Source organism: Nonomuraea sp. NPDC003754 (assembly GCF_053605785.1).
On the sequence record NZ_JBSGJX010000025.1, the window covers coordinates 65,567 to 90,425 of the forward strand.

General features: G+C 70.8%; 28 protein-coding genes and 6 tRNA genes. 11 read left to right on the forward strand and 23 right to left on the reverse strand.

The annotated features are described in order from the left end of the window. Positions 1-48: 48 nt before the first annotated feature. From ACWEVS_RS28085 to ACWEVS_RS28120, 8 genes are all read right to left on the reverse strand, one after another. Positions 49-645: a response regulator transcription factor gene (locus ACWEVS_RS28085; RefSeq protein WP_354908825.1), complete on the reverse strand. Its 597-nt coding sequence runs from the start codon at positions 643-645 to the stop codon at positions 49-51. Then, positions 645-1,745 (reverse strand): sensor histidine kinase, encoded by a 1,101-nt coding sequence (locus tag ACWEVS_RS28090; protein WP_449923398.1) that lies wholly within the window; start codon positions 1,743-1,745, stop codon positions 645-647. The genes ACWEVS_RS28085 and ACWEVS_RS28090 overlap by 1 nt, the downstream gene beginning before the upstream one ends. Before the next feature lie 4 nt (positions 1,746-1,749). Further along, a complete protein-coding gene (locus ACWEVS_RS28095; RefSeq protein ID WP_354908828.1) occupies positions 1,750-2,439 on the reverse strand; it encodes an ABC transporter permease in 690 nt (229 codons plus the stop codon). Beyond that, on the reverse strand, positions 2,436-3,149 hold the full coding sequence (locus tag ACWEVS_RS28100) for an ABC transporter ATP-binding protein (protein ID WP_452416056.1): 714 nt from the start codon (positions 3,147-3,149) through the stop codon (positions 2,436-2,438). Before ACWEVS_RS28100 ends, ACWEVS_RS28095 begins: the two co-directional genes overlap by 4 nt. A gap of 141 nt (positions 3,150-3,290) precedes the next feature. Beyond that, positions 3,291-3,833, reverse strand: a complete 543-nt coding sequence (locus ACWEVS_RS28105; protein ID WP_452554026.1) for a MerR family transcriptional regulator — start codon at positions 3,831-3,833, stop codon at positions 3,291-3,293. A gap of 10 nt (positions 3,834-3,843) precedes the next feature. After that, positions 3,844-4,704 (reverse strand): SDR family NAD(P)-dependent oxidoreductase, encoded by an 861-nt coding sequence (locus ACWEVS_RS28110; RefSeq protein ID WP_449923406.1) that lies wholly within the window; start codon positions 4,702-4,704, stop codon positions 3,844-3,846. A 296-nt stretch (positions 4,705-5,000) separates the two neighbouring features. Beyond that, positions 5,001-5,300, reverse strand: coding sequence for a hypothetical protein (locus tag ACWEVS_RS28115; protein ID WP_452416062.1), 300 nt, complete (start codon positions 5,298-5,300; stop codon positions 5,001-5,003). Positions 5,301-5,439: 139 nt separating this feature from the next. Beyond that, a complete protein-coding gene (locus tag ACWEVS_RS28120; RefSeq protein WP_452554027.1) occupies positions 5,440-6,336 on the reverse strand; it encodes a LysR family transcriptional regulator in 897 nt (298 codons plus the stop codon). Positions 6,337-6,446: 110 nt separating this feature from the next. Between ACWEVS_RS28120 and ACWEVS_RS28125 the strand changes: the two genes are divergently transcribed. Beyond that, entirely contained in the window at positions 6,447-6,854 is a 408-nt protein-coding gene (locus ACWEVS_RS28125; protein WP_452554028.1) for a hypothetical protein, read from the forward strand. Then, positions 6,847-8,448, forward strand: a complete 1,602-nt coding sequence (locus ACWEVS_RS28130) for a multicopper oxidase family protein (protein WP_452554029.1) — start codon at positions 6,847-6,849, stop codon at positions 8,446-8,448. The genes ACWEVS_RS28125 and ACWEVS_RS28130 overlap by 8 nt, the downstream gene beginning before the upstream one ends. Before the next feature lie 221 nt (positions 8,449-8,669). Here ACWEVS_RS28130 and ACWEVS_RS28135 read toward each other — a convergent pair. The 5 genes from ACWEVS_RS28135 to ACWEVS_RS28155 form a co-directional block, all read right to left on the reverse strand. Then, positions 8,670-8,741, reverse strand: a tRNA-Pro gene (locus tag ACWEVS_RS28135). A 12-nt stretch (positions 8,742-8,753) separates the two neighbouring features. Then, a tRNA-OTHER gene (locus ACWEVS_RS28140) sits at positions 8,754-8,826 on the reverse strand. Between the two features lie 84 nt (positions 8,827-8,910). Next, entirely contained in the window at positions 8,911-10,326 is a 1,416-nt protein-coding gene (locus ACWEVS_RS28145) for a hypothetical protein (RefSeq protein WP_452554030.1), read from the reverse strand. Between the two features lie 99 nt (positions 10,327-10,425). Continuing rightward, positions 10,426-11,580 carry an aromatic ring-hydroxylating oxygenase subunit alpha gene (locus ACWEVS_RS28150; RefSeq protein WP_452554031.1) on the reverse strand — a complete coding sequence of 385 codons (1,155 nt, stop codon included), beginning with the start codon at positions 11,578-11,580 and terminating at the stop codon, positions 10,426-10,428. Between the two features lie 78 nt (positions 11,581-11,658). Then, a complete protein-coding gene (locus ACWEVS_RS28155) occupies positions 11,659-12,228 on the reverse strand; it encodes a TetR/AcrR family transcriptional regulator (protein WP_452416073.1) in 570 nt (189 codons plus the stop codon). 448 nt (positions 12,229-12,676) lie between these two features. Here ACWEVS_RS28155 and ACWEVS_RS28160 point away from each other — a divergent pair. The 4 genes from ACWEVS_RS28160 to ACWEVS_RS28175 all read left to right on the forward strand — a co-directional run bounded on the left by ACWEVS_RS28160 (position 12,677) and on the right by ACWEVS_RS28175 (position 13,018). Then, positions 12,677-12,748, forward strand: a tRNA-Gly gene (locus ACWEVS_RS28160). Positions 12,749-12,753: 5 nt separating this feature from the next. Next, positions 12,754-12,826 (forward strand) — tRNA-Leu (locus ACWEVS_RS28165). Positions 12,827-12,836: 10 nt separating this feature from the next. Continuing rightward, positions 12,837-12,917: transfer RNA gene (locus ACWEVS_RS28170), tRNA-Tyr, on the forward strand. Between the two features lie 28 nt (positions 12,918-12,945). Further along, positions 12,946-13,018 (forward strand) — tRNA-Cys (locus ACWEVS_RS28175). 138 nt (positions 13,019-13,156) lie between these two features. On the opposite strand, the gene ACWEVS_RS28180 is transcribed toward ACWEVS_RS28175, so the two are convergent. Beyond that, entirely contained in the window at positions 13,157-13,840 is a 684-nt protein-coding gene (locus tag ACWEVS_RS28180; protein ID WP_452554032.1) for a TioE family transcriptional regulator, read from the reverse strand. A 90-nt stretch (positions 13,841-13,930) separates the two neighbouring features. On the opposite strand from ACWEVS_RS28180, the gene ACWEVS_RS28185 reads away from it, so the two are divergent. Together ACWEVS_RS28185 and ACWEVS_RS28190 are read left to right on the forward strand one after the other, a co-directional pair. Further along, entirely contained in the window at positions 13,931-15,097 is a 1,167-nt protein-coding gene (locus tag ACWEVS_RS28185; RefSeq protein WP_452554033.1) for an erythromycin esterase family protein, read from the forward strand. A gap of 154 nt (positions 15,098-15,251) precedes the next feature. After that, on the forward strand, positions 15,252-16,298 hold the full coding sequence (locus tag ACWEVS_RS28190; RefSeq protein ID WP_449923432.1) for a LacI family DNA-binding transcriptional regulator: 1,047 nt from the start codon (positions 15,252-15,254) through the stop codon (positions 16,296-16,298). Positions 16,299-16,453: 155 nt separating this feature from the next. Here the strand turns inward: ACWEVS_RS28190 and ACWEVS_RS28195 are convergent, their stop codons facing one another. The 6 genes from ACWEVS_RS28195 to ACWEVS_RS28220 form a co-directional block, all read right to left on the reverse strand. After that, the gene (locus ACWEVS_RS28195) at positions 16,454-16,996 is read right to left on the reverse strand and encodes a GNAT family N-acetyltransferase (protein WP_354908858.1); all 543 of its coding nucleotides are present in this window, start codon (positions 16,994-16,996) and stop codon (positions 16,454-16,456) included. A 305-nt stretch (positions 16,997-17,301) separates the two neighbouring features. Beyond that, on the reverse strand, positions 17,302-17,949 hold the full coding sequence (locus tag ACWEVS_RS28200; RefSeq protein WP_452554034.1) for an FMN-binding negative transcriptional regulator: 648 nt from the start codon (positions 17,947-17,949) through the stop codon (positions 17,302-17,304). Between the two features lie 73 nt (positions 17,950-18,022). Further along, positions 18,023-18,154 (reverse strand): hypothetical protein, encoded by a 132-nt coding sequence (locus ACWEVS_RS28205; RefSeq protein ID WP_449923440.1) that lies wholly within the window; start codon positions 18,152-18,154, stop codon positions 18,023-18,025. Further along, positions 18,151-18,294 carry a hypothetical protein gene (locus ACWEVS_RS28210; protein ID WP_452554035.1) on the reverse strand — a complete coding sequence of 48 codons (144 nt, stop codon included), beginning with the start codon at positions 18,292-18,294 and terminating at the stop codon, positions 18,151-18,153. Before ACWEVS_RS28210 ends, ACWEVS_RS28205 begins: the two co-directional genes overlap by 4 nt. Positions 18,295-18,319: 25 nt before the next feature. Next, positions 18,320-18,985, reverse strand: coding sequence for a tetratricopeptide repeat protein (locus ACWEVS_RS28215; protein WP_452554036.1), 666 nt, complete (start codon positions 18,983-18,985; stop codon positions 18,320-18,322). Next, positions 18,982-19,419 carry a MarR family winged helix-turn-helix transcriptional regulator gene (locus ACWEVS_RS28220; RefSeq protein ID WP_452554037.1) on the reverse strand — a complete coding sequence of 146 codons (438 nt, stop codon included), beginning with the start codon at positions 19,417-19,419 and terminating at the stop codon, positions 18,982-18,984. The genes ACWEVS_RS28215 and ACWEVS_RS28220 overlap by 4 nt, the downstream gene beginning before the upstream one ends. A 59-nt stretch (positions 19,420-19,478) precedes the next feature. Between ACWEVS_RS28220 and ACWEVS_RS28225 the strand changes: the two genes are divergently transcribed. Beyond that, on the forward strand, positions 19,479-20,030 hold the full coding sequence (locus ACWEVS_RS28225; RefSeq protein WP_452554038.1) for an isochorismatase family protein: 552 nt from the start codon (positions 19,479-19,481) through the stop codon (positions 20,028-20,030). A 317-nt stretch (positions 20,031-20,347) separates the two neighbouring features. Further along, a complete protein-coding gene (locus ACWEVS_RS28230; RefSeq protein WP_449923451.1) occupies positions 20,348-20,632 on the forward strand; it encodes a hypothetical protein in 285 nt (94 codons plus the stop codon). Here the strand turns inward: ACWEVS_RS28230 and ACWEVS_RS28235 are convergent. After that, complete coding sequence (locus ACWEVS_RS28235; protein ID WP_452554039.1) at positions 20,596-21,885, reverse strand: RNA polymerase sigma factor; 1,290 nt, start codon at positions 21,883-21,885, stop codon at positions 20,596-20,598. The two genes, ACWEVS_RS28230 and ACWEVS_RS28235, sit on opposite strands and share 37 nt — an antisense overlap. Then, entirely contained in the window at positions 21,882-22,253 is a 372-nt protein-coding gene (locus ACWEVS_RS28240; protein ID WP_449923456.1) for a YciI family protein, read from the reverse strand. The genes ACWEVS_RS28235 and ACWEVS_RS28240 overlap by 4 nt, the downstream gene beginning before the upstream one ends. Before the next feature lie 246 nt (positions 22,254-22,499). Here ACWEVS_RS28240 and ACWEVS_RS28245 point away from each other — a divergent pair, with 246 nt between their 5' ends. Continuing rightward, positions 22,500-23,993, forward strand: a complete 1,494-nt coding sequence (locus ACWEVS_RS28245; RefSeq protein ID WP_452554040.1) for an MFS transporter — start codon at positions 22,500-22,502, stop codon at positions 23,991-23,993. Positions 23,994-24,087: 94 nt separating this feature from the next. Here ACWEVS_RS28245 and ACWEVS_RS28250 read toward each other — a convergent pair whose 3' ends face one another. Continuing rightward, positions 24,088-24,816: an SDR family NAD(P)-dependent oxidoreductase gene (locus tag ACWEVS_RS28250; protein WP_449923461.1), complete on the reverse strand. Its 729-nt coding sequence runs from the start codon at positions 24,814-24,816 to the stop codon at positions 24,088-24,090. Between the last annotated feature and the right edge of the window lie 43 nt (positions 24,817-24,859).

Genomic DNA, 24,859 nt, shown 5'->3' on the forward strand with positions numbered 1-24,859 from the left:
GTTCACCGATCCCGCCTGCTCTGTTCCGCATCTGTCCGATCGCCGGCACTACAGGAGCCCGCGCTCCATGGCCACGACGACCGCCGCGGCCCGGGTCTCGACGCCGAGCTTGGCGAAGACGTGCTTGAGGTGCGTCTTCACGGTCGTCTCGCTGATCAGCAGGGTCCTGGCGATCTCCTTGTTGGCCGCCCCCCGGGCCACCAGGCGCAGCACCTCCAGCTCGCGCAGGCTCGGCTCCTGCCCCGCGGGCCGGCCGATGAGCGCGGAGGCGACCGACGGGGCCAGTACGGCGCCGCCCGCCGCGGCCGTTCGCACGGCCCGGTGCAACTCCTCGCGGGGCGCGTCCTTGAGCAGGTAGCCCGCGACCCCGGCCGCCATGGCCCGCGTCACGTCGGCGTCTGTGTCGTAGGTAGTCAGCACGATCACCTTGATCTCCGGGTGGTCGACCCGCAACCGCTGGATCGCGCCGACGCCGTCGAGGCCGGGCATGCGCAGGTCCATGAGCACGACGTCCGGGCCCGCCCTCCTGGCCATGGCCAGCGCCTCGAACCCGTCGGACGCCTCGGCCACCACCTCGATGTCGTCCACGTTGTCGAACATGCCGCGCAGCCCGTCGCGGACCACCGGATGGTCATCGACGATCATCAGTTTGAGGGGATGCGCAGGCACAGTGCCGTCCCCTCTCCCGGCGCCGACTCGACCGTCAGCGTGCCGCCCACGCCGCGGGCGCGCTCACGCATGGCCGCCAGCCCGTAACCGGAACCGTGCGCGCCCGGGTCGAAGCCCGTGCCGTCGTCGAACACGTCCAGCGTCACCTCGTCGTCCATGTAGGTCAGTGTGATGGCCACCCGGTCCGCCCGCGCGTGCTTGGCCGCGTTGGACAGCCCCTCCTGCGCCGCGCGCAGCAGCGTGGCGCCCACCTCGGCCGTCAGCGGCCGGGGCGTGCCCTCCACCGTCACGGTGGCGCTCACCTCGGATGTGCGCGACCACCGCTCGGCGACCTGCGCGAGCGCCGCGTCCAGGTGCGCTTCCTGCAGCGGGCCAGGCCGCAGCGCGTCCACCGAGCGCCTGGCCTCCTGGAGGTTGTCGCGGGCCAGTTCCTTGGCCAGCGCGATCCTCCTGCGTACGGCGGGCAGGTCGGGCCTGCCCTGCTCGGGCATGGCCTGCTCGGCCGCCTCCAACTGGGTGATGATCCCGCTCAGGCCCTGGGCGAGGGTGTCGTGGATCTCCCTGGCGAGCCTCGCCCGCTCCTCCAGCACGCCGACCGTCTTGTTCTGCGCGCTCTGCCGCAACACGTAGGCCACGAACAGGCCGATCGCCACCACCAGGCCGCAGCTCCCGACGAGCCGCCACAGGGCGTTGGGGTCGTCCAGGTAGCCCCTGGCGGCGAAGGTGCACAGGATCGTCGCCACCGCCCCCGCGTACGACCACGGGGTGGAGAGCATCAGGTACGGCTGGGGCATCAGCCCGAAGATCACCACATCGAACGAGCGGTCCGTGAGTACCAGCGCGACGTACAGCGCGCACAGCACGGCCAGGTGGAACGCCATGGGGTGGAGCCGGCCGAGCAGGTGCGGGCGGCGCAGGACGAAGAACCAGTGCCAGCCGGCCAGCAGCGCGAGCAGGCCCAGGCTCACCGGGCCTGGGCCGGCGTCCTCGCCGAACGACAGCACCAGGCCGAGCGCCAGGCAGGCGTAGAACAGCATGTGGAAGGCGCGCAGCCAGCGCGCCTCCCAGACGTTCACCTCGTCACTCCCATCGGAACAGCGCGCCGGCCAGGGTCGTGCCCGCAACGATTATCCCGATCAGGATCAGCATCGGGAAGAGCGCGGCGGTGCCGCTCCAGGCACTGGTCAGCGCGTCCACGCCCGGGGTCAGGGGCAGGAAGTCGCCGATCTGCCGCAGCGAGCCGGGCAGGGACTTCCTGGGCACGGCCGCCCCCGCCAGGAAGATCATCGGGAACATGACCAGCATGCCGATCAGGCCGGCGCCCCTGGTGTTGCGCACGATCGCGGCGATCACGAACCCGATCGCGCAGACCGCCACCGAGCACAGCAGGAACGCCACCGCCAGCAGGGGCACGTTCGCGGGCGGCCGCGTGCCGAACACGACGATCGCGGCGGCGATCAGCAGCACCGAGCCCGCCAGGGCCGCGGCGACCTGCGCCACCAACTGCGCGGCCAGCAGCAGCACGGGAGAGATCGGCGTGGTCGCCAGCCGCTTGAGCACCTTGCGCTCGCGGTAGGCGGCCACGATGCCGGGCAGCGCGCCCATGCCACCGATGGCCGCGATCATCGCGACGTACCCCGGGACCGCGCCGGTGTCGCCGCGCTTGAGCACCAGCAGCATCAGCGGGAAGGCCAGCATGAAGAACACCGAGGCAGGATCACGCAGCAGCAGCCTCAGCTCGGTGGCCGTCAAAGCGGCGAACGCCTTCATCGGTCCGCTCCTTCCAGGGCGAAGTACGCCTCTTCCAGGCTGGCGGTGCCGGTCCGGGCGATGATCTCGTCCGGGGTGCCCATGGCCCGGATCCGGCCACGGGCCAGGACCGCCAGGCGGTCGCACAGGGCCTCGGTCTCGTCGAAGTAGTGGCTGACCAGCACCACGGTGGTGCCGGAGGTCTTCAGCTCGCGCACCAGTCGCCAGGTCTCCCGGCGGGCGATCGGGTCCAGGCCGGTGGTCAGTTCGTCCAGCACGACCACCTCGGGGTCGCCGACCAGGGCCAGGGCGAGCATCAGCCGCTGCTTCTGCCCGCCGGACAGGTCACCGTACGCCTTGCGCGCCAGCGGGGTCAGGCCCCAGCGCTCCATGACCTCCCGCCAGTCGGCGGGGTGGCGATAGAAGCAGGCGAAGGCGTGCAGCGCCTCGGCGACCTTCATCCGCTCCGGTAGCGCGCTGTCCTGGAGTTGGGCGCCGATGCGCTGGGCCAGGGCCCGGCGCCGGCGTGCCGGGTCCTCCCCCAGGACCCGCACGCTGCCTCCGTCGGCCCGCCGCAGCCCGATGAGGCATTCGACGGTGGTGGTCTTGCCCGCCCCGTTGTGGCCGGCGATGCCGAAGGTCTCACCGGCGTGGACCGTGAACGTGACGCCGTCCACGACGTTCGTGCCCCCGTACGTCTTGCGCAGGTCTGTCACCTCGATGGCTTCCATGCCTCAAGGTTCCCGTCGTGTCGGGACAGGCGGCATCGCCCATCTCGTCGCCCGGCATCCTCCATACGGGGGATGCCAGGCCAGGCTCTCCGCCTGGCGCCAGTACACGCCCGCAGGCGCCGCCGCTCCTCGCCTACACCATCACGAGGCGGAGCGGGCGTGAACAAGCGCGGTTCGGAACGTGCGGTCGGCGCCGGTGGCGGTGTCGAGGGCCGCGACGTCCTGCCCGGTCGAGCCTCCGTATGTGGCGATCTTGTACTCGATCGCCATGAGGGAAAGGGTCAGCTCACGGATCCGGCGGCGGGTGGTGTCGCGATGTTCGACCAGCATGTCGAGCCGCTCGGGCACGGTGTGCTCCCCGGCGTCGACCAGTGAGATGTAGTGCTGCAGGTCGCGCATCGGCATGCCGGACAGCCGCATCCTGGTGAGGAACACCAGGCGCCGCACCGCCTCTGCGTCGTAGACCCGGTGACCGCTGCTGTCACGGGCCACCTCGACCAGCCCGGCCCGCTCGTAGTAGCGCAGCGTGTGAGGAGAGAGGTCGAGGAGGTCGGCGACCTCGGCGATCGTCATCGACTCGGGCACCTCGGCCAGGTCGGTGAGGCGGTGGATCGCCTCAACCGACAGCGGGCCGTCGTCCCCGAGCGTGTCGAGCGCCCTGGTCATCAGATCGTCGGTGGCCATGACAGCCAGCCTAAATCGGCCGGACCGACGCCGGGACGTCCTCGAAGTCGGCGCTGCGGGCGATCTCGGCCCACCGGTCGACCTCGTCCAGGCCACGCCGGTACGCACCCGAGATACGCTCGACCGCCTCGCGCCCGAGCGGCAGCCGCAGCGGCACCTCGTCACTGTGCGCGAGGGACACGATGATGTCCGCCGCCCGCGCCGGGTCGCCTTCCTGGAGACCGTCGGCTCCGGCCATGTCCGCGCGGACGGCGGCGAGCACGTCACTGTAGGTTTCGGACGCCTCGGCGAACTCGAGCACGTCCCCCGCGTTGAAGTCGGTCCGGAAGCGGCTGGGCTCAACGATCATCACGCGGATCCCGAACGGCGCGACTTCCCCGGCCAGGGCCTCGGACCAGCCTTCGAGGGCGAACTTCGACGCGGAGTACGTCGACACGCCGGGGAACGACATCCGCCCACCCTGGCTGCTCATCTGCACGATCGTCCCGGCGCCCCGCGCGCGCATCGCCGGCAGCGCCGCACGGACGAGCGCGGCAGGCCCGAACAGGTGCAGATCCATCAGTTCACGCAGTTGCGCGTCGCTGACCTCCTCGACCGCTCCGACCACGGCCCGGCCCGCGTTGTTGACGAGCACGTCGAGTTGACCGAAGCGGTCGAGGGTGTCCCGCACGAGGTCCGCGGCAGCAGCGACGTCTCGGGCGTCGAACTTCGCGATCAGGCAGTTGTCCGGGTACTCGGCCTCCAGGTCGGCCATGCTCTCGGGCCGGCGCACCGCCGCCACCACGCGGTCTCCCGCCGCGAGCGCCGACTCCGCCAATGCGCGCCCGAAACCGCGGGACGCGCCGGTGATGATCCAGGTCTGTGTCGTCATGGCGGCGACGCTACGGCTTCGAGCGCGCTCAAACGCAAACCTTGCGCGCTCGTCCCCCCTGCTGGGCGAACATCGTCGATCAGGCCGTCGTCCTGTTGCACAGCTCCGCCGGCTTCGCGTCCGCCGGGAAGTACGGCATCCACCGCGCCTGCTGGAGCCGCCTCAGCTCGTTACGTCAAGGGACGGTTGGGAGAAGCCGGTCGATGTCGGTGCGCGGGCGACGCCTTCGATCGCGATGGGGCCGGCCACCGACAGGTCCAGGTGGACGAAATGTGAGACCAGGCCTGCGAGGGCGGTCAGGGGGTCGCCGTCGATTTCATGGCTTGCGATGTCCAGGGTGCTGATGTGGAGTCGTCCGACCGGGTGTCCAGTTCCAGGGTGGTGAGGTTGGGGAGCGTGACGAGGTCCGGGCCGGAGCCGGGGAATGCCGATCCGTCGCTGATGGTGGCGCCGCGGAGGCGCTGGTCGGTCAGGGCGTCTCCGGCTATCCCGTGGAAGAGGAGCGCTCCTTCGACGGTCAGCGATCGCAGGGCAGGGAGCGATTTCCACATGGCGTCGGACGCGCTGCCGACGAGTCCCTCGTCGTAGTGGTCCATGGGTTCGATCCGGCCGCCGGTCGAGGTCCGCGCGCGGTGCGGCAGGGGCGGCCTGGCGCCGGCATGGGAAGCCGAGGACATCCACGCCCGCATCGGCGTCCTCGACAGTGGCATGACGTGGCGATCCTGGAGCGTGCGGTCAACGCGCGCCTGGTTCGCTGGTGGCCCAGTTCCAGGTGGTGATCGCCGTGCGCATCAGGCGGGCGGCGGTCGACAGGTGGCTGTCGGCGCCCCAGTACAGCGTGAGCGCGCGACGGCAGTCGGGGCTGTCCACGGTGATCGCGGCGATGGGGGCACGGATGGAGGTCCGCCGGGCCATGGAAGGGACGAGGCCGATGCCGAGCCCCGCGCCGATCAGGTCGGCGATGGCGCTGAGCTCGTCGACCTCACAGACGATCTTCGGTGTGAGGCCTCTGGCGGCGAAGAGCCGATCGAGGAGCCTGCGCTGCCAGTGCCCCTTGCGGGCGGCGACGAAGGGCTGGTCGGCGAGTTCGTCGATGCGCACCGAGGTACGGCCCGCCAGCGGATGATCGAGTGACGTGGCCACCCACACCGCCTCGTCCACCAGCTGAACCGCCTCCAAGCCCTCGGCGTGGATCGGCTGCGAGGCGACACACAGGTCGACCTCTTGAGCCCGCAGGTGGCGGGCCATGTCCTCGGCCGCCGCCCAGCGGAGTTCGACCTCGATGGAGGGATGAGCGCGCTTGTAGGCCGCCAGCGGCCCGGTGAGGGTGAGGAACGTCTCCGACGCCAGTCGCACCGTGCCCACCCCCTCACTGGTGGCCTCGGCGACGGCTCGCCGGCCCGCATCGAGCTCACCGAGAGCGCGTTCGACGTGACCGCGGAAGAGCTTGCCCGTGTCGTTCAGCCGGAGCCGGCCGCTGCGCTCGAACAGCGGTGTGCCCAGTTCGCTCTCCAAGCGGGCGATGGTACGGCTCAGCGAAGGCTGGGCGACGCGCAGCTCGTCGGCCGCGCGGCTGAGGTGTTCGAGCCGCGCCACCACCAGGAACTGCCTGAGCGTGTTCAGCTCCATCATGCCTCCCACTACATAACACCATAGCGATATTGATCTTAGACAAGATAACCAGTGGGCCATAGCGTCGATGCCGTTCGCGAAAGCGACGACGAAGTGAGGAGGGATATCGCATGCTCACCATGGCCGCGCAGCGGACGACACCGACGGGGTGGACACTGCGGGCCGTCGTCAGCGCGCATGTGGTGGCGATCGTCGGCCAGCCGGTGTTCGCCGGGGTGTATCTGACCGGTGACTTCGACAGCCTGCGCTGGCACGCGATCGGCGCCGACGTGGTCACCTCCATCGGCTACGTGCAGGTGATCGTGGCGATCGTGGTGTGGATCCGGCTACGTCAGATCTGGCCGTTCGCGGCCACGATGACCGTGGTGGCGGCCGAGACGGTGCAGTACTTCGCCGGGCTGGACGGCGCGCTGTGGTTGCACATCCCGTTGGGTGTGATGACCGTCGCCGCGCTCGTCGTGCTGTTCATCGCCGTCTGGCTCCGGCCCTTGCCGCGGCGGGAGGTCCACCGTGCGTGAGCATGATGCCCGGGACCTGACCCGGCGGCGGGCGCTGGGCATCGGCGGGGCGCTCGGGCTGATGGCGGCCACCGGGCTGTCGGCCTCGGCGGCGCTGGCGCGCAGGCCGTCGATCACCGGCGCCGAGTTGCGCAGTGCCGTACCGCTACCGCCGCCCTTCCGCGTGCCGCTGCCGATTCCCTCCGTGCTGGCGCCGGTCAGCACCTCGGGCGGAGTCGACCGTTACGAGGTCACCCAGCGCGAAGCGAGCGCGGAGATCCTGTCCGGTGTCAGGACACCGCTGTGGACGTATGAGGGCACCTTCCCTGGGCCGACGATCGAGTCGCGCCGCGGCCGGCCGATCACCGTGTCGCACCGCAACGAGCTGCCCGTGCCGACCGTCGTGCACCTGCACGGCGGACGGACCCCGGCGGCTTCCGACGGGTACCCGACCGACCTCGTCCTGCCCGAGGGCTGGCGGGAGCACTCCCTGGAGACGGGGCACGGTTCCGAACACGGCATGCACGACCCGAGGGCCGTGGTGACCCAGCGGACCAGGGACTACACCTTCCCGCTGGACCAGCGGCCCACGCTGCTGTGGTACCACGACCACCGGATGGACTTCACCGCCCCCGCGATCTGGCGGGGCCTGGCCGGGCTGCACATCATCCGCGACGACGCCGAGGACGCCCTCGGCCTGCCCGCCGGACCACGCGAGCTGCCCATCATGATCGCCGACCGGGCGTTCGCCGCTGACGGCAGCCTGGCCTACCCCTCCCTCGACCCCACCCTGCGCGTACGGCCCGGCGTCCGCGAGCCGTATCTCGCCGGGGTCCTCGGCGACGTGATCCTGGTCAACGGCGCCCCCTGGCCCGTGCACGAGGTCGACGCGGCCCGCTACCGGCTGCGCGTCCTCAACGCCTCCAACGCCCGCCACTACGAACTCGAAGCGGTCACCGACGACGGGCGCCGCCTCGACCTCGTCCAGATCGGCGCCGACCAGGGACTGCTCGCCGCCCCGGTCACCCACCGGCTGCTGCCGATGGCACCCGCCGAACGCTACGACGTGGTCGTCGACTTCTCCGGCGTCCCGACCGGCAGCCTCGTCAAGGTGATCAACCGGCTCGGCTCCGGCCGTACCCGCGACGTGATGGCCTTCCGCGTCGCCCGCAGAGCCGCCGACGACAGCCGCGTCCCCCGCACGCTGTCCACCGACCTGCCGGACTGGCGGCGATCGGACGCCGTCAGGGTGCGCGAGTTCGCCTTCCGCGCCGGGCAGATGCACACAGGTCACGGCTGGCTCATCGACGGTCTGCCGTTCGACCCTGCCCGCGCCGATGTCACGACCCGGCTCGGCGACGTCGAGGTCTGGCGGCTCGTCGCCGACGTCCACCATCCTGTCCACCTGCACCTGGTCGGTTTCCGCGTGCTCTCGCGCAGCGGCAGGGCGCCCCTGGCCCACGACGCGGGGCTCAAGGACACCGTCTCGCTACGACCCGGCGAAGCCGTGGAGATCATCACCCGCTTCGACGGCTACCGCGGCCGTTACCTCTTCCACTGCCACAACGCCGAGCACGAGGACATGGGGATGATGGCCAACCTCGAGATCATCTGATCGCGAGCCGGCGGATCAGGGGGCGCCTCGGACGGCTTTGAGGGCTTGGCCGACGTCGGCCGGAGGCGGGTCTGCCGCTCCCGCCGGCCTGACGATCGCCATGCGGCGGTTGCCGAAAGAGCGGCTGGGGGCGAGCGCCGATGGCGCGGTCGGCCGGACACGAGGGCGGACCGGCCGCCTGCCCTCGCGGTCAGACGTCGCCCACGGCAGATCTGGAAGGGCCTCGCCGGCCGGGCTCGAACCGGCGTCCACCCGGTCCCGAGCCGGGCGCTCTACCTCTGAGCTACAACGAGACCACTTCCAGGCACCGCCGACCGGGCTCGAACCGGCGACCACCTGGAAGAAGAGCCAGGCGTTCTACCACTGAACTACGGCGGGCCTGGACCAGTCTGCTCGGTCCCTCCCCGGCAGCGCCACCGGTTATCGGTGGGCGTTTCCCGCCGCGAGAGCGACACCGCTGCCCTACTCCGCGGGACGGCCTGCCGCGGGCAGTTCGCTCACCACCACCCCGGTGGCCAGGCCGTGACCGGCGTCGGCGGCGAGTTCGGGTTTGACGTGCTTGCCGCTGAACGCTCCCGCCCGCCGCAGCAGGGACGCCCAGACCGGGTCGGCGATGCTCACGCCGTGCACCAGCTCGGGCGTCGGCCGGAACACGGCCACACCGCGTCGGACGGCGGGCGCCGTCCAACCGGAGCCCTCCGGGTCGAGCCCGGCCGTACGGCAGGCGGCCTCGACGTCGGCGCGGGTGCAGGCGCTGCTCCCGTCGAGGACCTCCCAGGGCGGCGGCAACGCGGCCCACACCGCGGTGTCGGGGTCGACACCTCCCCCGGCGCCGCGGTGCCAGGCCACCAGGTCGCCCGCCATCAGCCGCATGGCCTTGCCGGGGCAGGCCACGTCCAGCAGGCGCAGCGCGTCCAGCGAGGCCAGGCAGGCCAGCCACCCCGCTCGGGCGGCGTTGTAGGCGACCGCCAGGTTGTTCCACGTGGTGGAGTCGTCGCCCGGCCGCACGACCATCGAGACGCGGTCGGTGCCGGGATTCCAGCGGTCGCGGAGCATGCCTGCGCTGTGCCGCATGACCGCCGACCACTGGCCGAGAAGGCGTCCCCGCTCCTCCTCGGTGAGGCGCTCCAGGATGTCTGGCGCCGCCCGCACCTGGGCGATCAGCCACCAGTCGCTGGAGTCCGTGCACCGATCGAGCAGGACGGAGGCGATCTCGTCGAACGGCTTGTCCCGCCCCGACAGGGTGAACTCCCGGCGCAGCTTGCGCCGCGCGGTGTAGTAGGCGACGAAGCAGGCGGCGTCGACGTCGGCGAGGAAACGCTCGCGCGGGATGTCGGCGCCGAACCCTGTCGTGCCCAGCATGAGCAGCCGCCGCTTGTCCTGCTCGACGCCCAGGGTGTCCGCCTTGGCCGCGAGCCTGCGCAGCATGCGGAAGCGCCGGTTGTACTGTCGCTTGGACAGCTCCATCCCGGCCGCGTCCCGGGACTCCCGGTTGAGCCGGTCGGCCAGGAAGTCGGTACGGTCCGGCGCCCACCGGATGTCGCTCCCCATGGCCGTCGCGAACTCCAGCAGCGATTCCGGGTCGTCGGGGTCGACCTCCACGGAGCGCTCGAACAGCCGGGTCGCCGCCGCGACCTGCCGCGCGCCGCCGACCGGCCGGGCGTAGTCCGTGGACATCGAGGAGAACCATGCCGCGTTGTGCGAGGAGTGCTTGGCCGCGCGCTGGAGCACCACCCGCTCGCGCCTGGACAGGCTCCCTTCCAGCGCCTGCAGCACCAGATCGGCCACATCCTCGGGCCGATGGCGTCGGTCCAGCGAGTCGTACAGCTCGAGCAGGATCTCGCGGGGCGAGCGGTCTCGGTCCTTGCGGAACTTCATGGCGGCCATCATCGCCGCCGATCGCCGGCGACTGCGACCGGATTTCTCCCGTTTCCTTCGCTTAGCTTCTGCCCGGCGACGCGGCTCGGAAGGCGAGGGCTACCGGCGTTCGGCGGCCCCTTCCACCCACGACCGATAGGCGTCGAGGACGAGGCCGTGGAAGTGATGCACGCCGTGCTCGGACAGCCCTGAGCCGGACGGGTCGTACACGATGCGGCCCTGGTCGAAGGCCGGGGTGCTCATGCCCCGCTGGACGCTCTCCACCAGCGCGATGTCCTGCTGCTGCAGCACCTCGTCGATGTACCGCACCGACTGCGCCTCGGCGTCCTCGAGCTCGGCCGTCTCGAAGTAGAAGTCCCAGGTCTCCAGGGTCCGGCCGGGACCGGCAGGAACGACCTGGAAGACCATGAAGTTGCCGCGACCGGGGTATCGCAGCAGACAGGTGTTGGGCCACAGCCACCACACCGCGTGCTGCGTGACTGACGCACCCGACACGTCGTACGCGGCGTTCTCGTGCTTGCCGGCCTCGGCGAAATGGCTGGACCAGATGCCGTGGGTCTTCACCTCGTAGGTGTCCATGTCGACGAGGTCGACGAACTCCTTGTGGGCGATGTGACAGTGGTAGCACTCCAGGAAGTTGTCGATGACGTTCTTCCAGTTGCTGGCGACGTCGTAGGTCAACCGCTTCGCGTGGGTCAGCCCTGCCACGTCGGGAGCCCACCTGGCGATGTCGGCCCCCAGATCCCCGGCCTGCTCACCCAACGGAGCGGCGCCCTGGTCCAGGTTCACGTAGACGAATCCACCGAACTCCTCCACCCGCACCTGGTCGAGACAGATCTCGCGCTTGTCGAAGGTCGCCATCTTGTCGGCGCGACGAGCCGCCTTCAGCTGCCCGTCGAGGCCGTAGGTCCACACGTGGTAGGGGCAGACGATGTTGCGCGTGGTGCCGGAGCCCGTGAGCAGCTCATGGGCACGGTGCTTGCAGACGTTGTAGAACGCGCGCAGCGCCCCGTCACGATCGCGGACGATCGCGATCGGCATGCCGGCCACGGTTGCCGATACGTAGCTGCCCGGCGACTCGAGCTTCTCGGCGTGGCAGATCCATTGCCAGGTGCGGGCGAAGATCGCCCGGACGTCGACCTCGAGCCACAGCGGGTCCGTGTACGCCTCCGACCGCAGCGACATCGATCGTCCGGGGTCCTGGTGGAACCCGGTGCCGACGCGGCGTACGTCGTCCATGGTCACTGGTGTCATGGGGGGAGCATACGAGCGTTTGAACGATCGTTCAATGCGCTTCTGGACGTTCGTTCAGATTTGCCGTCGGGCGACCAGTCAGTCGGCGAGTGCGATTTCCTCGCAGCGAGCGACGCTCCTGCCGATCGAGGCGCGGTCGAGCCCCAGCAGGGCCGTGAGCCACAAGCCGTTCTGGATGACGTCGATGTCGGTGGCCCGCTTGTTGCACTCGCCGCGCGACAGCTCGGGGCGGGCCGCACGGATGAGGGCGGCGAGCCCGGCGCGGTAGCGTTTCTGGGCCACCGTGTTGATGCGCTCGAAGTCCTCGTGGGCCTGGGCGAGCGCCCAGAGCTGAAGTCGCAGGGACAGGTATTCCGTCGTCAGGAACTCCGGGTCGGCCACCCGCTTCAGCGCAGCACGCAGCCGCTCTTCAGGCTCCAGGGTGAGGTCCGGCTCGACGATCGCGACGTCCTGCTCCTCGATGCGGTGCAGGGCCGCACGGATCAGGCTCGTCTTGTCCTCGTAGTAGTAGTTCACCAGTCCCAACGAGACCCCGGCCGCACGCGCGACGGCACGCATGCTGACGCCGGATATGCCCTGCAAGGACAAGAGCCGAAGCACCGCCTCGAGGATCCGCGTCTGCCGGTCGACTTTCTCATCGGCGTCCATCGCGCCCACGGACCTAGGACTCACATCCACAACCTTAGTAGTGGATCGGCTGGTCACGTCCGCCTTCGTGCCTACCCAATGGCTAAAACCATATTGCGGCGCCGTGCGTCTGAATAAACAAGTGGCACGGCCGCCGTGCCGGCCATTACTGTCGACACAACGGAACACGGGCGGAGAGCCGCCACGGAAACATCAGGAAAGGCCGGCCATGACCATCGCAGCCACCGCGCACGGACCGGGACGGTGCCGCTGTCGCCGTTGTGCGGCGCTCGGCTGCGCCCTGCTCAGGCAGGCTTCCGGATGATCCGCGAAGGACTTTCGGAGGCCGCCAGGTGCACACCAGGCGGCCTTTTCTCTTTCCCCTGCCCGGAATCCGGTACCGGTATTTTGACAACTCCACAGCGGAACACAAGGACGGTAAGGGTTTCGAGATCCGTTAGTCCACATTGCCGCAGAGGCCGAACTGGTAAGGCAGCTGGCTTCCACCCAGCAGGACGGGGTTCGAGTCCCCGCTGCGGCTCTCTGGCGTCCGTAGCCCAATGGAAGAGGCGCCGGCCTTAGGAGCCGGACGGTGCGGGTTCGAATCCCGCCGGACGTACGCCGCTGATGCGCGAGCTGGGCACCTGGGGAGCCCACCCGGCGGTAGACCGGACGCTTCGGCTGTGGCGGTTCGGCTCCGTCCTCGCGCACGATCCGCCCAGACAAGAGGGCGGCCTTGGCGCAGTTCGCCGGTGCGGAGACGGGCCTGCAAAGCCCGTACGAGCGAGTTCGACTCTCGCCTGCGTCTCCATGTGTGTTCCGCTGCGGAGCGGCTTGACGGTCCTCCCCGAATACGGCGCGGGGTCGGGGCAACGTGCTGCTTCTGATCAAGCGAAATGGCCCCGTCCTTCCGTGGCCATGCCGTTCCTGTGGTGGACGTGACTCGACCTCAAGGTTCGCGGGCGCGGAGGTACACGTCCAGGTCGGCGGCGCCCTTGAGCATGGCGCGGCCCCGGGCGGACAGGCGGGTCCGCCAGTCGCGCAGGGTCTGCTCCAGAGGCGCGACGCCTCCGGCGGAGCGGACCTGGGCGATCAGCGGGGCGATCTGCCCCAGCAGGTATCCGCCCCGTCTGAGCTGGTGGGCCAGCCGGGCGTCGCGTATGTCGGCCGCGCTGTAGACCCGGTAGCCCGTCTGCGGGTCGCGGTGCGGCTGGACCAGTCCGGCGTTCTCCCATTTGCGCAGGGTGGCAGGGCGGATGCCGAGCCTTCTGGCCAGGGGGCCGATGAAGGCGTCGCCGCGTTCCAGCGGTACGGGTGCCAGGTCGCGGAGCGCGGCTTCGACGGCCTGGAGGGTGCGGCGGTCGTCGAGGAGTTGGGCATGGCTTTCGTCGATGAGCCGCAGCGCGTCCTCGGTCGCGCCCCCGTTGACCGCCTGCATGATCGACGTGGCCGTCTGGTGGCCGTGCCCGTGCACGAGGGCGAGGAACGCGCGCAGGGCCTGCGCGTGCAGCGGCGTGTAGGTGCGGTAGCCGTGGACGGTGCGTTCGGCGGCGGGCAGGATGCCGGCCTCCTCGTAGTTCCTGATCGCCTGGGTGGACAGGCCGTGCTCGCGCGCCAGGTCCACTGGTCTCATGGATGCATCACCGTTTGAAGGTCATCGCGATAAGCGCGGGGGTTTCCACGTCAAAGTTTACAACGAAGGTTCAACGATACCGTTGAAGGTATGGATATCAAGGACACGGCCCGGCAGCTCGACGGCGCGGGCATCTCGGCGTTCCTGCGGTCGCTTCCCGCCGAGCCCCTGCTTCTCGGCCTGGGCGAGGCCAGACATTTCGTCGGGGAGCTGGGCGAGTTGCGCAACGAGATCTTCCGGCATCTGGTCGAGCACGAGGGCTACCGGTCGTTCGCCATCGAGAGCGACTGTCTCATGGGCCTCCTGGTGGACGACTACATCACGACGGGCGCGGGCACGCTCGACGACGTCATGGAACGCGGCTTCAGCCACGGATTCGGCGCCGCACCGGCCAACCGCGACCTCGTACGCTGGATGCGGGCGTACAACGAGAAGCATGACGAAAAGCTCCGGTTCTTCGGGTTCGACGGCCCTCTGGAGTATTGGGCGGCGAGCCCGCGCCAGGCGCTCACCGCCCTCTACGACCTCCTCGACGGCCCGCTCCTCTGCACTGTGGTGACCAGGGAGACCCTCGACACGCTGCTGGGCCCGGACGACCGGTGGTCGAACGAGGCGACGGCCATGGACCCGTCCCAGTCGATCGGCCAGTCCGCCGACGCCCAGCGGCTGCGGCTGATCACCGACGACCTGGTGGCGCTGCTCGACACGCAGGCGCCGCAGCTGAGCGCGGCCGACAGGGAGCGGGCGGCACTGTACGGGCGCACCGCCACCGGCCTGCTCCGCTACCACTACTGGATGGCCGACGCGTCCCCGGCACGGTGGACGCGGCTGTCGGCCCTGCGGGACGCGATGATGGCCGCCAACCTGCGTGCCGTCGCCGAGCACGGCCCGGCCCTGGTCTTCGCCAGCAACCTGCACCTGCAGCGGAACAAGAGCCTCATGGCCTTCGGCGACCAGGTGCTGGAGTGGTGGAGCGCTGGAGCGATCACCGCGACGCACCTCGGCGACCGGTACGCCTTCCTGGCCTCAGCCCTCGGCACGGTCGGCGACGACACTCCGCCCCCGGACACCGTCGAGGGCATCCTGTCCACGCTCCCGTGGGACCACTCTCTCATCGACGCCCGCCGCATGGCCGAGGCCGTCACGAAGCCCACCTCGCGCACCTCCCACGATTTCGCCTATTTCCCGCTGAACCCGGACCAGCTCGACATGATCGACGGCGTCGTCTTCCTCAAGCAGGCCGTCAGGCTGGGTTGACAGGCGCGTGCGTTGTCAGGCTGTGCTGACACACGCGCCTCGGCTGCTCATGGGCGAGCGGGGTCCGAGCCCGGATCCGAGCAGGTGACGCAGGCACCCCTGCCCCCCGCTTGAGCGCTTAACTGATTAAGGAGCGGCGCGCTAGGGTTGGGGGATGGCCGAGCGAGTGACCCTGCAGACGATCGCGGACCGCGTCGGCGTCTCTCGCGCCACCGTCTCCTACGCCTTCTCCCGGCCCGACCAGCTCAGCGCGGAACTGCGCGAGCGCATCCTGCGCGTGGCGGACGAGCTCGGCTACGCCGGCCCCAACCCCACCGCGCGTTCCCTGCGCCTCGGGCGGGCCGGGGTGCTCGGGCTGATCTTCACCGAGACGCTGCCCTATGCCCTCGGCGACCCCTACGCCATCGGCTTTCTGCAGGGGCTGGCCGTGGCCGCCGAGGAGGCGGCCGTCGGGCTGCTGCTCCTGCAGCAGCCCCGTGGCGTCGAACGCCCCGAACTCGTGCGGAACGCCGTGGTCGACGCCTTCGTCGTCTTCTGCCTGCCCGACGGGCACGCGGCGCTCGACGCCGTCCTCGCCCGGCGCCTGCCCACGCTCCTGGTCGACGAGCCGATCGTGGACGGCGTGCCGCACCTCGGCATCGACGAGCCGGCCGCCGCCGGCGCCGCCGTCCGGCACGTGCTGGACCTCGGGCACCGGCGCCTCGGGCTGGCCGTGGTCGGCCTGGGACACGAGGGCCGGCACGGCTGGGCCGACCCCGACCGGCAGGAAGCCGCGGTCTTCCGCGCCATGCGCAACCGCGTGCTCGGCTACCGTGCCGCGGCGGAGGCCGCGGGGCTGGACTGGGCGCGGACGCCCGTCTATGAGGTGGCGGCCAACGAACGCGAGTCCGGTCGCGAGGCCGGTCGGGCACTGCTCGCGCGCTCGCCCCGGCCGACGGCGATCCTGTGCAACACCGACGTGCTGGCGCTCGGTGTGCTCGACGCGGCGGCCGAGGCCGGGGTGAAGGTGCCGGAGGAGCTGTCGGTGATCGGCTTCTCCGACACCGGCGCCGAAGAGGCCGGGCTCACCACGATCCGCCAGTACAGCCGGCTCGCCGGACGGACGGCGGGCCGCCTGGTGCTGTCCGGGGAACCCACGCCCGAGCGCACCCTGCTGCCGCACGAACTCGTCGTCCGCGCCACCACCGCCCCGCCCCCATGACGACGCCATCCGCGAACCGGGCCGGGCTGAGACGTGCATCGGTCGATGTCGTTGTTCCCGCCGCGCCTGCTGTCAAAGCGCTGCCGACCTGACCGTAGACGACGCGACGCCGGGCCCGCGCCAGGCCGCCCACACCCTGCAGCGCAGCGGCTCAGTCAGACAGGGACTTCAAAGATGAGCTCGAGGCCGTCCACCTCGTCCCACTGCTCTCCGACCTCGACGAAGCCGAATCCGGAAATCGTGGCCAGGGACGCGGTGTTATCGGGGCTGATCGTCACGCGCGCAGTCCTGACTCCGGATTCGGCCGCGGCCCGACGCATCAGCTCGGTCAGCATCGTCCTGGCGTACCCCTGACGACGGTAGCCGGGAGCCACCGAATAACCGATCTCCACCATGCCCGCCTCGTCCGGCGGCCCGTGGAACCCGGCATACCCCACCACGACGCCTTCGGGCTCGGCTACCACGGCTCGGGTGAGCCACCCGGCGCTATCCGGATCCGCAGCCAGCTGATCGACCCGATACCGCCAGACCCACTTCGCCTGATCGCTGAGGAAGTACTCCGTCAGCTCGACTCCTGCCTCGGCACTGGCCCGGGCAAGGTCGTCGTCCAGCAGGGCGGTCATGGCCGTGCTCGTCAGATCAACGAATCTCACTGACTTCAGGCCGGCGGTGGGCCGGCGTTCGAACTCATCTGTCACAGCGCGGATGATCGTGGAGCGCCCTGGGCCGTGTCCAACGGTTTTCGGTGTGGTCGATGTCCACCCCGGCCCGCGTCACGACCTCAGTGCGACCTGGTGAACGCTTCCGGGCACAGCACTGGATACACCGCGACCATCCGGGAGCTGCCAAGACTCGGCAACGCCGCACAGCGGTCCGCGCGTGCTGGCGCCATGCCGGTGATCGTCCGGCTCGCGTTCTCAGGTGGTGGCCCGGGAGTGCGCTGAGCTGAGGTAGTGGACGGCGAGCTGTTCGGTGTGCGGGGCGAGCAGCTAGCTGGTGGGGGTCAGGGCTTCCAGGTACCGATGCGGTCGGTGCGACGTCGCTGCTGGGCCGCCGCGGGGACGTCGAGGCCTCGGCCTCGTGCGGTGAGGTGGTCGGCGACGGCGGTGCGGTGCTGGACGGACTTGTGGTCGTCGTATTTGAACTTGCCGCGGACGCCGGTGACCTCCAGACGCAGGCCGCGGATGCCGGACAGCAACCGCCCGTACGGGGACCGGTCGACGGTGACCTCGGCGTGGTCGCCGTCGGGCTGGAAGTGGGCGAGCTGGCGGGCCAGCAGGTCGGCCTTGCCGTGGGGGTCGTCGATGATGTGGGCGCGGCAGGTGAACTGGACGGCCGCGTAGTAGCTGGTGGGAACCCCGTCCTGGGGAGGGGTGCCAGGGGTGGCGCGCCAGGGGCCGGGGACGAAGGCGTAGTCGCCGATGACGGTGAACGTCACGTTCGGATCGTGCTCGATCGCCTTCCAGACCGGATTGGGCCGGGCGAGATGGACCAGCAGGTCGGTCCCGTCGCAGATGAAGTGGGTCGGGACGACGACAGGCGGCCGGCCGGGCGGACCGTTGACGCACAGCTGCCCGAAGTCGTGGCCGTCGGCGATCCAGGCCTGCCATTCGGCCTCGTCCAGGCTCGCGTCCCAGGGCTGGATGAACATACGGGTCTCCCTTTCGTGATCGGCGGAGTGGTCGTGATCGGCGGAGTGGAAGGCGGAAGGGCGGCGGGACCGGTCAGGTGAGGGCGAGGAGGCTGACCGCGAGGGCGGCGGCGCCCAGGCCGGCGAGCTGGCCGCGGCCGATCCGCTCGTGCAGGACGCCCCGGGCGAGCAGGACCGTCCCGGCCGGATACAGCGCGACGATCACCAGGTCGCCGCTTCTGGCGGCGAGCAGGAACAGCGGTTCGCCATGGAGTCCAGCACCCCGGCGGTGGCCGGCAGCGCGTAGGCGGGCTTCTCGGAGCCGAGCCTGCGGAACATCAGGACGGTCGCGGTCAACGTGATCACCGAGGACACCGCCTGGCCGACGACGTCATCCGCCTGCCCCTCCCCCGGTGGCCAGTTGCGCGCGGGCCTCGTCGATCCAGCCGATGACGCTGTGCGCGCCGTCCGAGCGGGCGAGTGAGGTCGCCTCGTCGAGCAGTTCCAGCGCCTTGTCGCGATCGCCTTCCGCCGCGGTGATGTAGGCCAGGCCGACCAGGTTGGCGGCGACCCCGGCGTGGAAGCCGAGCCCGCGGCGCAGCCGTACCGACTCCTCGAGGTGCGTGCGGGCCATGTCCAGGCGTCCCGCGTGGTGCGCGGCGATGCCCAGGTGGCGCAGCGCGTACGACGTCGTGAGCGCGTCGGCCGCCTCTGCGGCGAGGGCGCGCGAGCGTTCGAGAGCCGGTACGGCGACGCCGTCGTCGCCGCGGACCACCTGGTGGAAGGCGCCGATCCAGAACAGCGCCTCGGCTTCGCCGCGAGTGTCGCCGAGCGTGCGGTAGAGGTCGGCGGCTCGCTCGAACAGCTCCAGCTCGCACGGGTCTTCCGCACCGCCGTCCAGGAACCGGGCGTGGATGAGGCGGCCGCGGGCCAAGGCGAGATCGGCCTCGACGGCGTTCAGCGCGTGCTCGGCCGCCGCGAGGGCGTGGGTGTCGCCGGCGAACACCGCCCGGTCGTAGAGCGAGCGGGCGCGCTCGATGCGGTCGTCGGTGGTCATGCGGGGAGGCCGTGTGCGGCGGCGAGGTGGCCGAGCGCTTCGTGCAGCGCATCCAGCTGCGTGGGGGTCAGGCCGGCGGTCAGCTCGGTGTCGAGCTCGCGGGCGGCCGTGGTGCACTCGGCCAGGAGCGCGCTCCCCTCGACCGTGAGCGTGAGCGTCTGGCGGCGGCGGTCGGCCGGGTCGCGCAGGCGACGCACCGCGCCCATGGCCTCGAGGTGGTCGGCCAGGGAGACGACCAGGCTGGGCGCCACTCCCATGAGCTTGGCGATGTCGAGCTGGGAGGCGGCCGCGCCGGATGCCAGCACGGACAGCAGCCCGACGTGTTTCGGCTTGAGATCGTGCGGGGCCAGCCGCGCCGAGAAGCGGTCGGTGGCGATGGCCCCCAGCGTGCCCAGCCGGAAGGCGAGGGTGGAGGTGAGCTTGACATCGTTCACGATCGCTATGCTAGCGTCCCAATATCATTCATAATCTGAACGATTAAGGGGGTAGAACGATGCTGGATCATCGTCAGGTGCAGATCGTGTTCGCCGACCTCCAGGACAGCATCGTGGACGCCAGCGCCACGAACAGCCCCGCCGCCATCCGGCGGGCCGCGGGCGTCGTCGGCGGCGTCGCGCCGGCGCTCGGCATCCCGTTCACCGTCTCGGTCGCGCCCAGGCCGGGCGGTCCCGGCGTCATCGCGGAGGTGCCCGAAGCGCCGCCGTTCGTGCGCACCGGTCCCAGCTGCTGGGACGACCCGGCGTGGCGCACGGCGATCGAGGCCCGCGGCCGCAGGACGCTGGTCGTGTGCGGCGTGACCACCGAGATCGTCGTCCTGCACACCGCGCTCGACGCGCTGGCGGGCGGCTATGACGTGCGCGTACTGATCGACGCGAGTGGCGGGCTGGCCGGCCGTACCGAGGACGCGGCGTTGCGCCAGATCGAGGCCGCCGGTGGCGTCGTGACGTCGGTGGCCGGCTTCGTCTCCGACATGGTGCGGGACTTCACCACGCCGACCGGCCGGCAGGCCATCGCCGCCCTGCACGGCCTGACCACGGCGGCCTGACCGGCGGCGGCCTGCTCGGCGGCACGCCACGGTGCGGCGGGCGAGCTCGTGGGCGGGCCGGCGGCACGGGATGCCGCAGGGGCGTACAGGGCGGCCGGCGCGGGCTTGGGGTGAACGGTCGGCGGCCACGATGTGGTGCGGGACGGACGAGATGGGCCGCATCTCGTCCGGGGCGCCTCCGCCGCCGCGTTGACTCAGGGCCAGCCGTCCTCCGCCACATCGTGTCGTTTCATTACGGACCCTTGGCGTCGCAGGACGAAAGGTGGGGGTATGTCCTCCCCCATGGGGCGATCTTGTGCCCGGTGAGGAGGAAAGCCATGTACGCAACGGTACGGCGATACGAAGGGGTGACCGATCCCGCCGAGGCGGGACGCCGGGTGAGTGAGGAGTTCGTGTCGCTCATCAGCCAGGTCCCGGGGTTCGTGGCCTACTACTGGGTCGACGCCGGGGATGGGGTGATGCTTTCCACCAGTGTCTTCGAAGATCAAGCCGGAGCCGAGGAGTCCACCAGAAGGGCCGCGGACTACGTGCGGGAGAATCTCGCCTCCCTGCTTCCGAACGCTCCTCAGGTCACGGCCGGCGAGGTCGTGGCGTCCGGGTAGCGGCTACTCCAGGCCTTCGGCGCCGCGGACGGGGAGGATGATCTACGGCGCACCCGGCCGGCCCGGGACTCCAGGTAGCGTTGCTCGGCGATGCTGGCGGTCGACTTCGCGGCCCGCCGGTAGAGCTCGTACGCCCCGGAGTTGTCGCCGGTCTTCTCCAGCAGATGCGCCCGAACGGACAGCAGCCGGTGATGCCCGGCCATCCGCTCGTCCCTGTCCAATGTGGACAGCAGGGCCAGCCCGGCCGCCGGGCCCTCGGTCTCGGCGAGCGCGATCGCCCGGTTGAGGGTCACCATCGGGTTGGGCGCGATCCGCTCCAGGATCAGGTACAGGGCGTGCACCTGTGGCCAGTTGGTCTCCTCGGCCGTGGCCGCGTCGGCGTGCGTGGCGGCGATGGCGGCCTGCAGCTGGTAGGGCCCCAGCGCCGGGCCGGCCAGCGACGCCTTGACCAGCTCGATGCCCTCGTCGATCAGTCCGCGGTCCCACATCGTACGGTCCTGCTCGTCCAGCGGCACCAGGTCGCCGGCCGCCGTCGTCCGTGCCTCCCGGCGGGCGTGGGTCAGCAGCATCAGCGCGAGCAGCCCGGTCACCTCGCCGTCCTCGGGCAGCTGCGCGTGCACCATCCTGGCCAGCCGGATCGCCTCGTGCGCGAGGTCGGCGCGGTGCAGCTCGCCGCCCGATGAGGCGGTGTAGCCCTCGTTGAAGATCAGGTAGAGCACGTGCAGGACGACCCGTAGCCGCTCCTCGCGCTCCGCGCCGTCCGGCAGGCTGAACGAGCTGCCGGCGGCCTTGATGCGCTGCTTGGCCCGGCTGATCCTGGCCGCCATCGTGGCCTCCGGCACCAGGAACGCGCGGGCGATCTCGGCCGTGGTGAGGCCGCCGACCGCCCGCAGCGTCAGGGCGGTCTGGGAGGCCGCGGTCAGCGTCGGATGGCAGCACATGAACAGCAGGACGAGCGTGTCGTCGGTGTCCGGTACGCCCTCGGGCACCACCTCGGTGGCCGTCGCCGACTCCCGCTCGCGGCGCGCGTGGTCGCTGCGCATCTGGTCGATGAGCCGCCGGGAGGCGACGGTCACCAGCCAGCCGCGCGGGCTGTCCGGCACTCCCCCGGCCGGCCACTGCACGGTGGCGGCGAGGACGGCCTCCTGCACGGCGTCCTCGCACCCCTCGAACTGGCCGTGCCGGCGTTCCAACGTGTCGAGGACCTGCGGCGTGAGCTCACGCAGCAGGTCCTCGACGGCTGCTGCCGTCATGCCTCCAGGTGTCCGTCAGCGAACATCACCTGGCGCACCTCGATCCCCAGCCCCTCGATCGCGGCGTCCGGGATCTGCGCCGCCAGCTCGATCGCCCGCTCCTTGTTCTCGCAGTCGACCAGGTAGAAGCCGCCCAGGTACTCCTTCGACTCCAGGAAGGGGCCGTCGGTCACCACCGGCTGGCCGTTGCGTACCGACACCACGGCGGCCTGGGACGGGTCGACCAGCGCCTGCGTGGTGATCAGCTCGCCGGACTCCTTCAGCGCCTCGATGAACCTGCCGTGGCCGGCGCCGATCGCCGCCTTCTCCTCGTCGGTCAGCGCGTCCAGCACGGCCGGGTTGATATGCATGCTGATCAGGAACTTCATCTCGTACTCCGCGTGATTCGCGGGCCCCGGCTGGGCCCTTGCACCGGTTGGTCGGAGCGGCCGCCGTCGTCTTGACATCCCCGGCCAGAAAATCCGCATGATTTTTTCGCCCTGGCGGCGCCCGGCCGTCAGCATGTCTGCCCCACCGTGGCGGACGCAAGAGATTTCCGTCCGTGACGATGTCAAGAAGCTCTCGGCCGCTCCGACCAACCGGCGAAACGTCGAGACAACAGGGAGTTTTCGGATATGCGGATCAACCGGGCATGGCTGGGACTGGTCGTCCTCATGCTGCCGACATTGCTCGTCGCGATGGACATGACGGCGTTGCTCCTCGCCCTCCCGCGGCTGAGCGCCGACCTGGGCGCCACCAACGTCGAGCAGCTGTGGATCAGTGACAGCTACGGATTCATGGTGGCCGGCATGGTCATCACGATGGGCACGCTCGGCGACCGGATCGGCCGCCGGCGACTGCTGATGATCGGCGCGGCGGCGTTCGGGGTGCTGTCGGTCGTGGCCGCCTTCGCGCCCACCCCGCTGATGCTGATCGTCGCGCGTGCGCTGCTGGGCGTCGCCGGCGCGACCCTGGCGCCGTCCACCCTCGCGTTGATCACCAACATGTTCCGCGACGAGCGGCAGCGCGGGCAGGCCATCGCGATCTGGGCGACCTGCCAGTTCGCCGGCGGCGCGCTCGGACCCGTGCTGGCCGGATTCCTGCTCCAGCACTTCTGGTGGGGGTCGGTGTTCCTGGTCGCTGTGCCGGCGATGGCGCTGCTGCTGCTCGCCGGGCCGGTCCTGCTGCCGGAGTTCCGCAGCGACCAGGCCGGCAGGACGGACCTGACGAGCGTCGGCCTGTCGCTCGTGGCGGTGCTTTTGATGGTCTACGGCATCAAGCAGCTGACCGTCGAGAGCGTGCCGGTCGTGCCGGCGGTGACCCTCGTCGTCGGCGCAGCCATCGGATTCCTGTTCGTACGCCGGCAACTGCGGCTGGAGACGCCGCTGCTGGACCTGCGGCTGTTGGCCAACCGCCCGTTCACGGCCGTACTCGTCGCGCTGGTCTTCGCCGGCATCGCCATGGCCGGCACGGGCCTGCTGGTCACCCAGTACCTGCAGAGCGTGCTGGGCTTCTCGCCGTTCGCGTCGGCGGTGCTGTTCGCGCCCATGGGCCTGGGTGTGGCGGTCGGCACCATGGCCGCGCCGGCGCTGGCCCGGCGGATGAAGCACACGACCGCCATCGCCGGAGGGCTGGTGGGATCGGCGCTGGGCAGCCTGCTGCTGGTCGCCGTCGACGGGGCGAGCGCCCTGCCGCTGGTGATGATCGGCATCGCCGTACTGGCGCTGGGCACCGGCCCGCTGTTCGCGCTGGGCACCGGGCTGGTCGTCGGGTCCGTACCGCCGGAGCGGGCCGGCTCGGCGGCGTCGATGTCGGAGACGGGCAACTACTTCGGCGGTTCGCTCGGCTTCGCGCTGCTCGGTGTGGTGGCCGCGGTGGTCTACCGCAGCCGGATGGACGGCACGTCCGACTCGCTGGCCGGCGCGGTCGCCGCCAGCCGGCACCTTCCCGCCGGCCAGGGCGCGGAACTGCTGCACACCGCGCGGGAGGCGTTCACCGTCGGCGTGCACGTCACCGGCGTCGTCGCCGCGGTCATCTTCGCCGGGCTGGCCGTCCTGGTCCTTGCCATGCGCCCGGAAACCAGGACCACGCCGGCCGGGCTGCCCGAGTACGAGGCGACCCGCTCGTAGCGCCCTGCCGAGGCAGACATGGTCCTGCGGGCCACGGGCGCGGCGGATGACCGGGCCACCACGATAGGTCATGACGCCCAGGTGACGTTCGGTGTCATCCGTCCATGAGCCCGGCCGGGACGCCGGTCTCATGCCGATTCCGCGTGGCGTGCATGTCCCAGAGGAGGTCGGCAAGCTCGGCGGGGTCGGCGGCGGCCATGTCGGGCACGGGTTCGCCCTGGGCCCGGCGCCGCCGGTGATCAGAGTCGAAGGCGGTGCCGACGATGCGAGCGCCGACGTAGAGCACCCCGACGTGGACACCCTTGCCGGCGACCTCGGCCGCGAGCGACTGAAGGTAGTTCCGCTGGGCGGCCAGCACCGTGGGCCAGCCGCTCATGTGCGGCCGGCCCCGGACGGCGGCGGCCCCCTGGGCGCTGAGGATGGCGCCGTCGCCCCGCTCGAGCATGGCGGGGAGGAACTCCCGGACCAGGGCCAGGAGCGTGTACATCGTGATCGGCATGCGGTCCTGCAACAGCTCCGGAGTGAGATCGACGGCGGGGACCAGCGCCAGCTCGGTGGGCGCCGGGCCGTAGTAGAGGGCCGTGGGGTCCCCGACGCGCGCGCGGATCCGCTCGGCGAGCGCCGGGACGGCACCGGCCTGGTCGAGGTCGGCGGTGATCACATGGGTGGTGATGCCCTCGCCGGACAGATCCCGGGCGAGCAGGTCCAAGGGTCCCTGGCGGCGGGCGACCAGGACGACTTCATACCCTTCCTTCCCGTATCGGCGGGCGATGGCCTGTCCCACACCTGGACCGGCGCCGAACACTGCGATGGATTTCGTCATGCCGTCCAGCCAACCGCAGCGGCGCCTGGACGATCCATGGGTG

Excerpts from the sequence above, each read along its gene's own strand:
- ACWEVS_RS28235 (WP_452554039.1), bottom strand. The coding sequence starts at position 21,885 with ATGACGGCAGCAGCCGTCGAGGACCTGCTGCGTGAGCTCACGCCGCAG.
- ACWEVS_RS28155 (WP_452416073.1), bottom strand. The coding sequence starts at position 12,228 with ATGGACGCCGATGAGAAAGTCGACCGGCAGACGCGGATCCTCGAGGCG.
- ACWEVS_RS28105 (WP_452554026.1), bottom strand. The coding sequence starts at position 3,833 with ATGGCCACCGACGATCTGATGACCAGGGCGCTCGACACGCTCGGGGAC.
- ACWEVS_RS28145 (WP_452554030.1), bottom strand. The coding sequence starts at position 10,326 with ATGAAGTTCCGCAAGGACCGAGACCGCTCGCCCCGCGAGATCCTGCTC.
- ACWEVS_RS28120 (WP_452554027.1), bottom strand. The coding sequence starts at position 6,336 with ATGATGGAGCTGAACACGCTCAGGCAGTTCCTGGTGGTGGCGCGGCTC.
- ACWEVS_RS28100 (WP_452416056.1), bottom strand. The coding sequence starts at position 3,149 with ATGGAAGCCATCGAGGTGACAGACCTGCGCAAGACGTACGGGGGCACG.
- ACWEVS_RS28230 (WP_449923451.1), top strand. The coding sequence starts at position 20,348 with ATGTACGCAACGGTACGGCGATACGAAGGGGTGACCGATCCCGCCGAG.
- ACWEVS_RS28215 (WP_452554036.1), bottom strand. The coding sequence starts at position 18,985 with ATGACCACCGACGACCGCATCGAGCGCGCCCGCTCGCTCTACGACCGG.
- ACWEVS_RS28225 (WP_452554038.1), top strand. The coding sequence starts at position 19,479 with ATGCTGGATCATCGTCAGGTGCAGATCGTGTTCGCCGACCTCCAGGAC.
- ACWEVS_RS28185 (WP_452554033.1), top strand. The coding sequence starts at position 13,931 with ATGGATATCAAGGACACGGCCCGGCAGCTCGACGGCGCGGGCATCTCG.
- ACWEVS_RS28125 (WP_452554028.1), top strand. The coding sequence starts at position 6,447 with ATGCTCACCATGGCCGCGCAGCGGACGACACCGACGGGGTGGACACTG.
- ACWEVS_RS28245 (WP_452554040.1), top strand. The coding sequence starts at position 22,500 with ATGCGGATCAACCGGGCATGGCTGGGACTGGTCGTCCTCATGCTGCCG.
- ACWEVS_RS28190 (WP_449923432.1), top strand. The coding sequence starts at position 15,252 with ATGGCCGAGCGAGTGACCCTGCAGACGATCGCGGACCGCGTCGGCGTC.
- ACWEVS_RS28250 (WP_449923461.1), bottom strand. The coding sequence starts at position 24,816 with ATGACGAAATCCATCGCAGTGTTCGGCGCCGGTCCAGGTGTGGGACAG.
- ACWEVS_RS28150 (WP_452554031.1), bottom strand. The coding sequence starts at position 11,580 with ATGACACCAGTGACCATGGACGACGTACGCCGCGTCGGCACCGGGTTC.
- ACWEVS_RS28110 (WP_449923406.1), bottom strand. The coding sequence starts at position 4,704 with ATGACGACACAGACCTGGATCATCACCGGCGCGTCCCGCGGTTTCGGG.
- ACWEVS_RS28200 (WP_452554034.1), bottom strand. The coding sequence starts at position 17,949 with ATGTTCATCCAGCCCTGGGACGCGAGCCTGGACGAGGCCGAATGGCAG.
- ACWEVS_RS28240 (WP_449923456.1), bottom strand. The coding sequence starts at position 22,253 with ATGAAGTTCCTGATCAGCATGCATATCAACCCGGCCGTGCTGGACGCG.
- ACWEVS_RS28095 (WP_354908828.1), bottom strand. The coding sequence starts at position 2,439 with ATGAAGGCGTTCGCCGCTTTGACGGCCACCGAGCTGAGGCTGCTGCTG.
- ACWEVS_RS28180 (WP_452554032.1), bottom strand. The coding sequence starts at position 13,840 with ATGAGACCAGTGGACCTGGCGCGCGAGCACGGCCTGTCCACCCAGGCG.
- ACWEVS_RS28085 (WP_354908825.1), bottom strand. The coding sequence starts at position 645 with ATGATCGTCGATGACCATCCGGTGGTCCGCGACGGGCTGCGCGGCATG.
- ACWEVS_RS28115 (WP_452416062.1), bottom strand. The coding sequence starts at position 5,300 with ATGGACCACTACGACGAGGGACTCGTCGGCAGCGCGTCCGACGCCATG.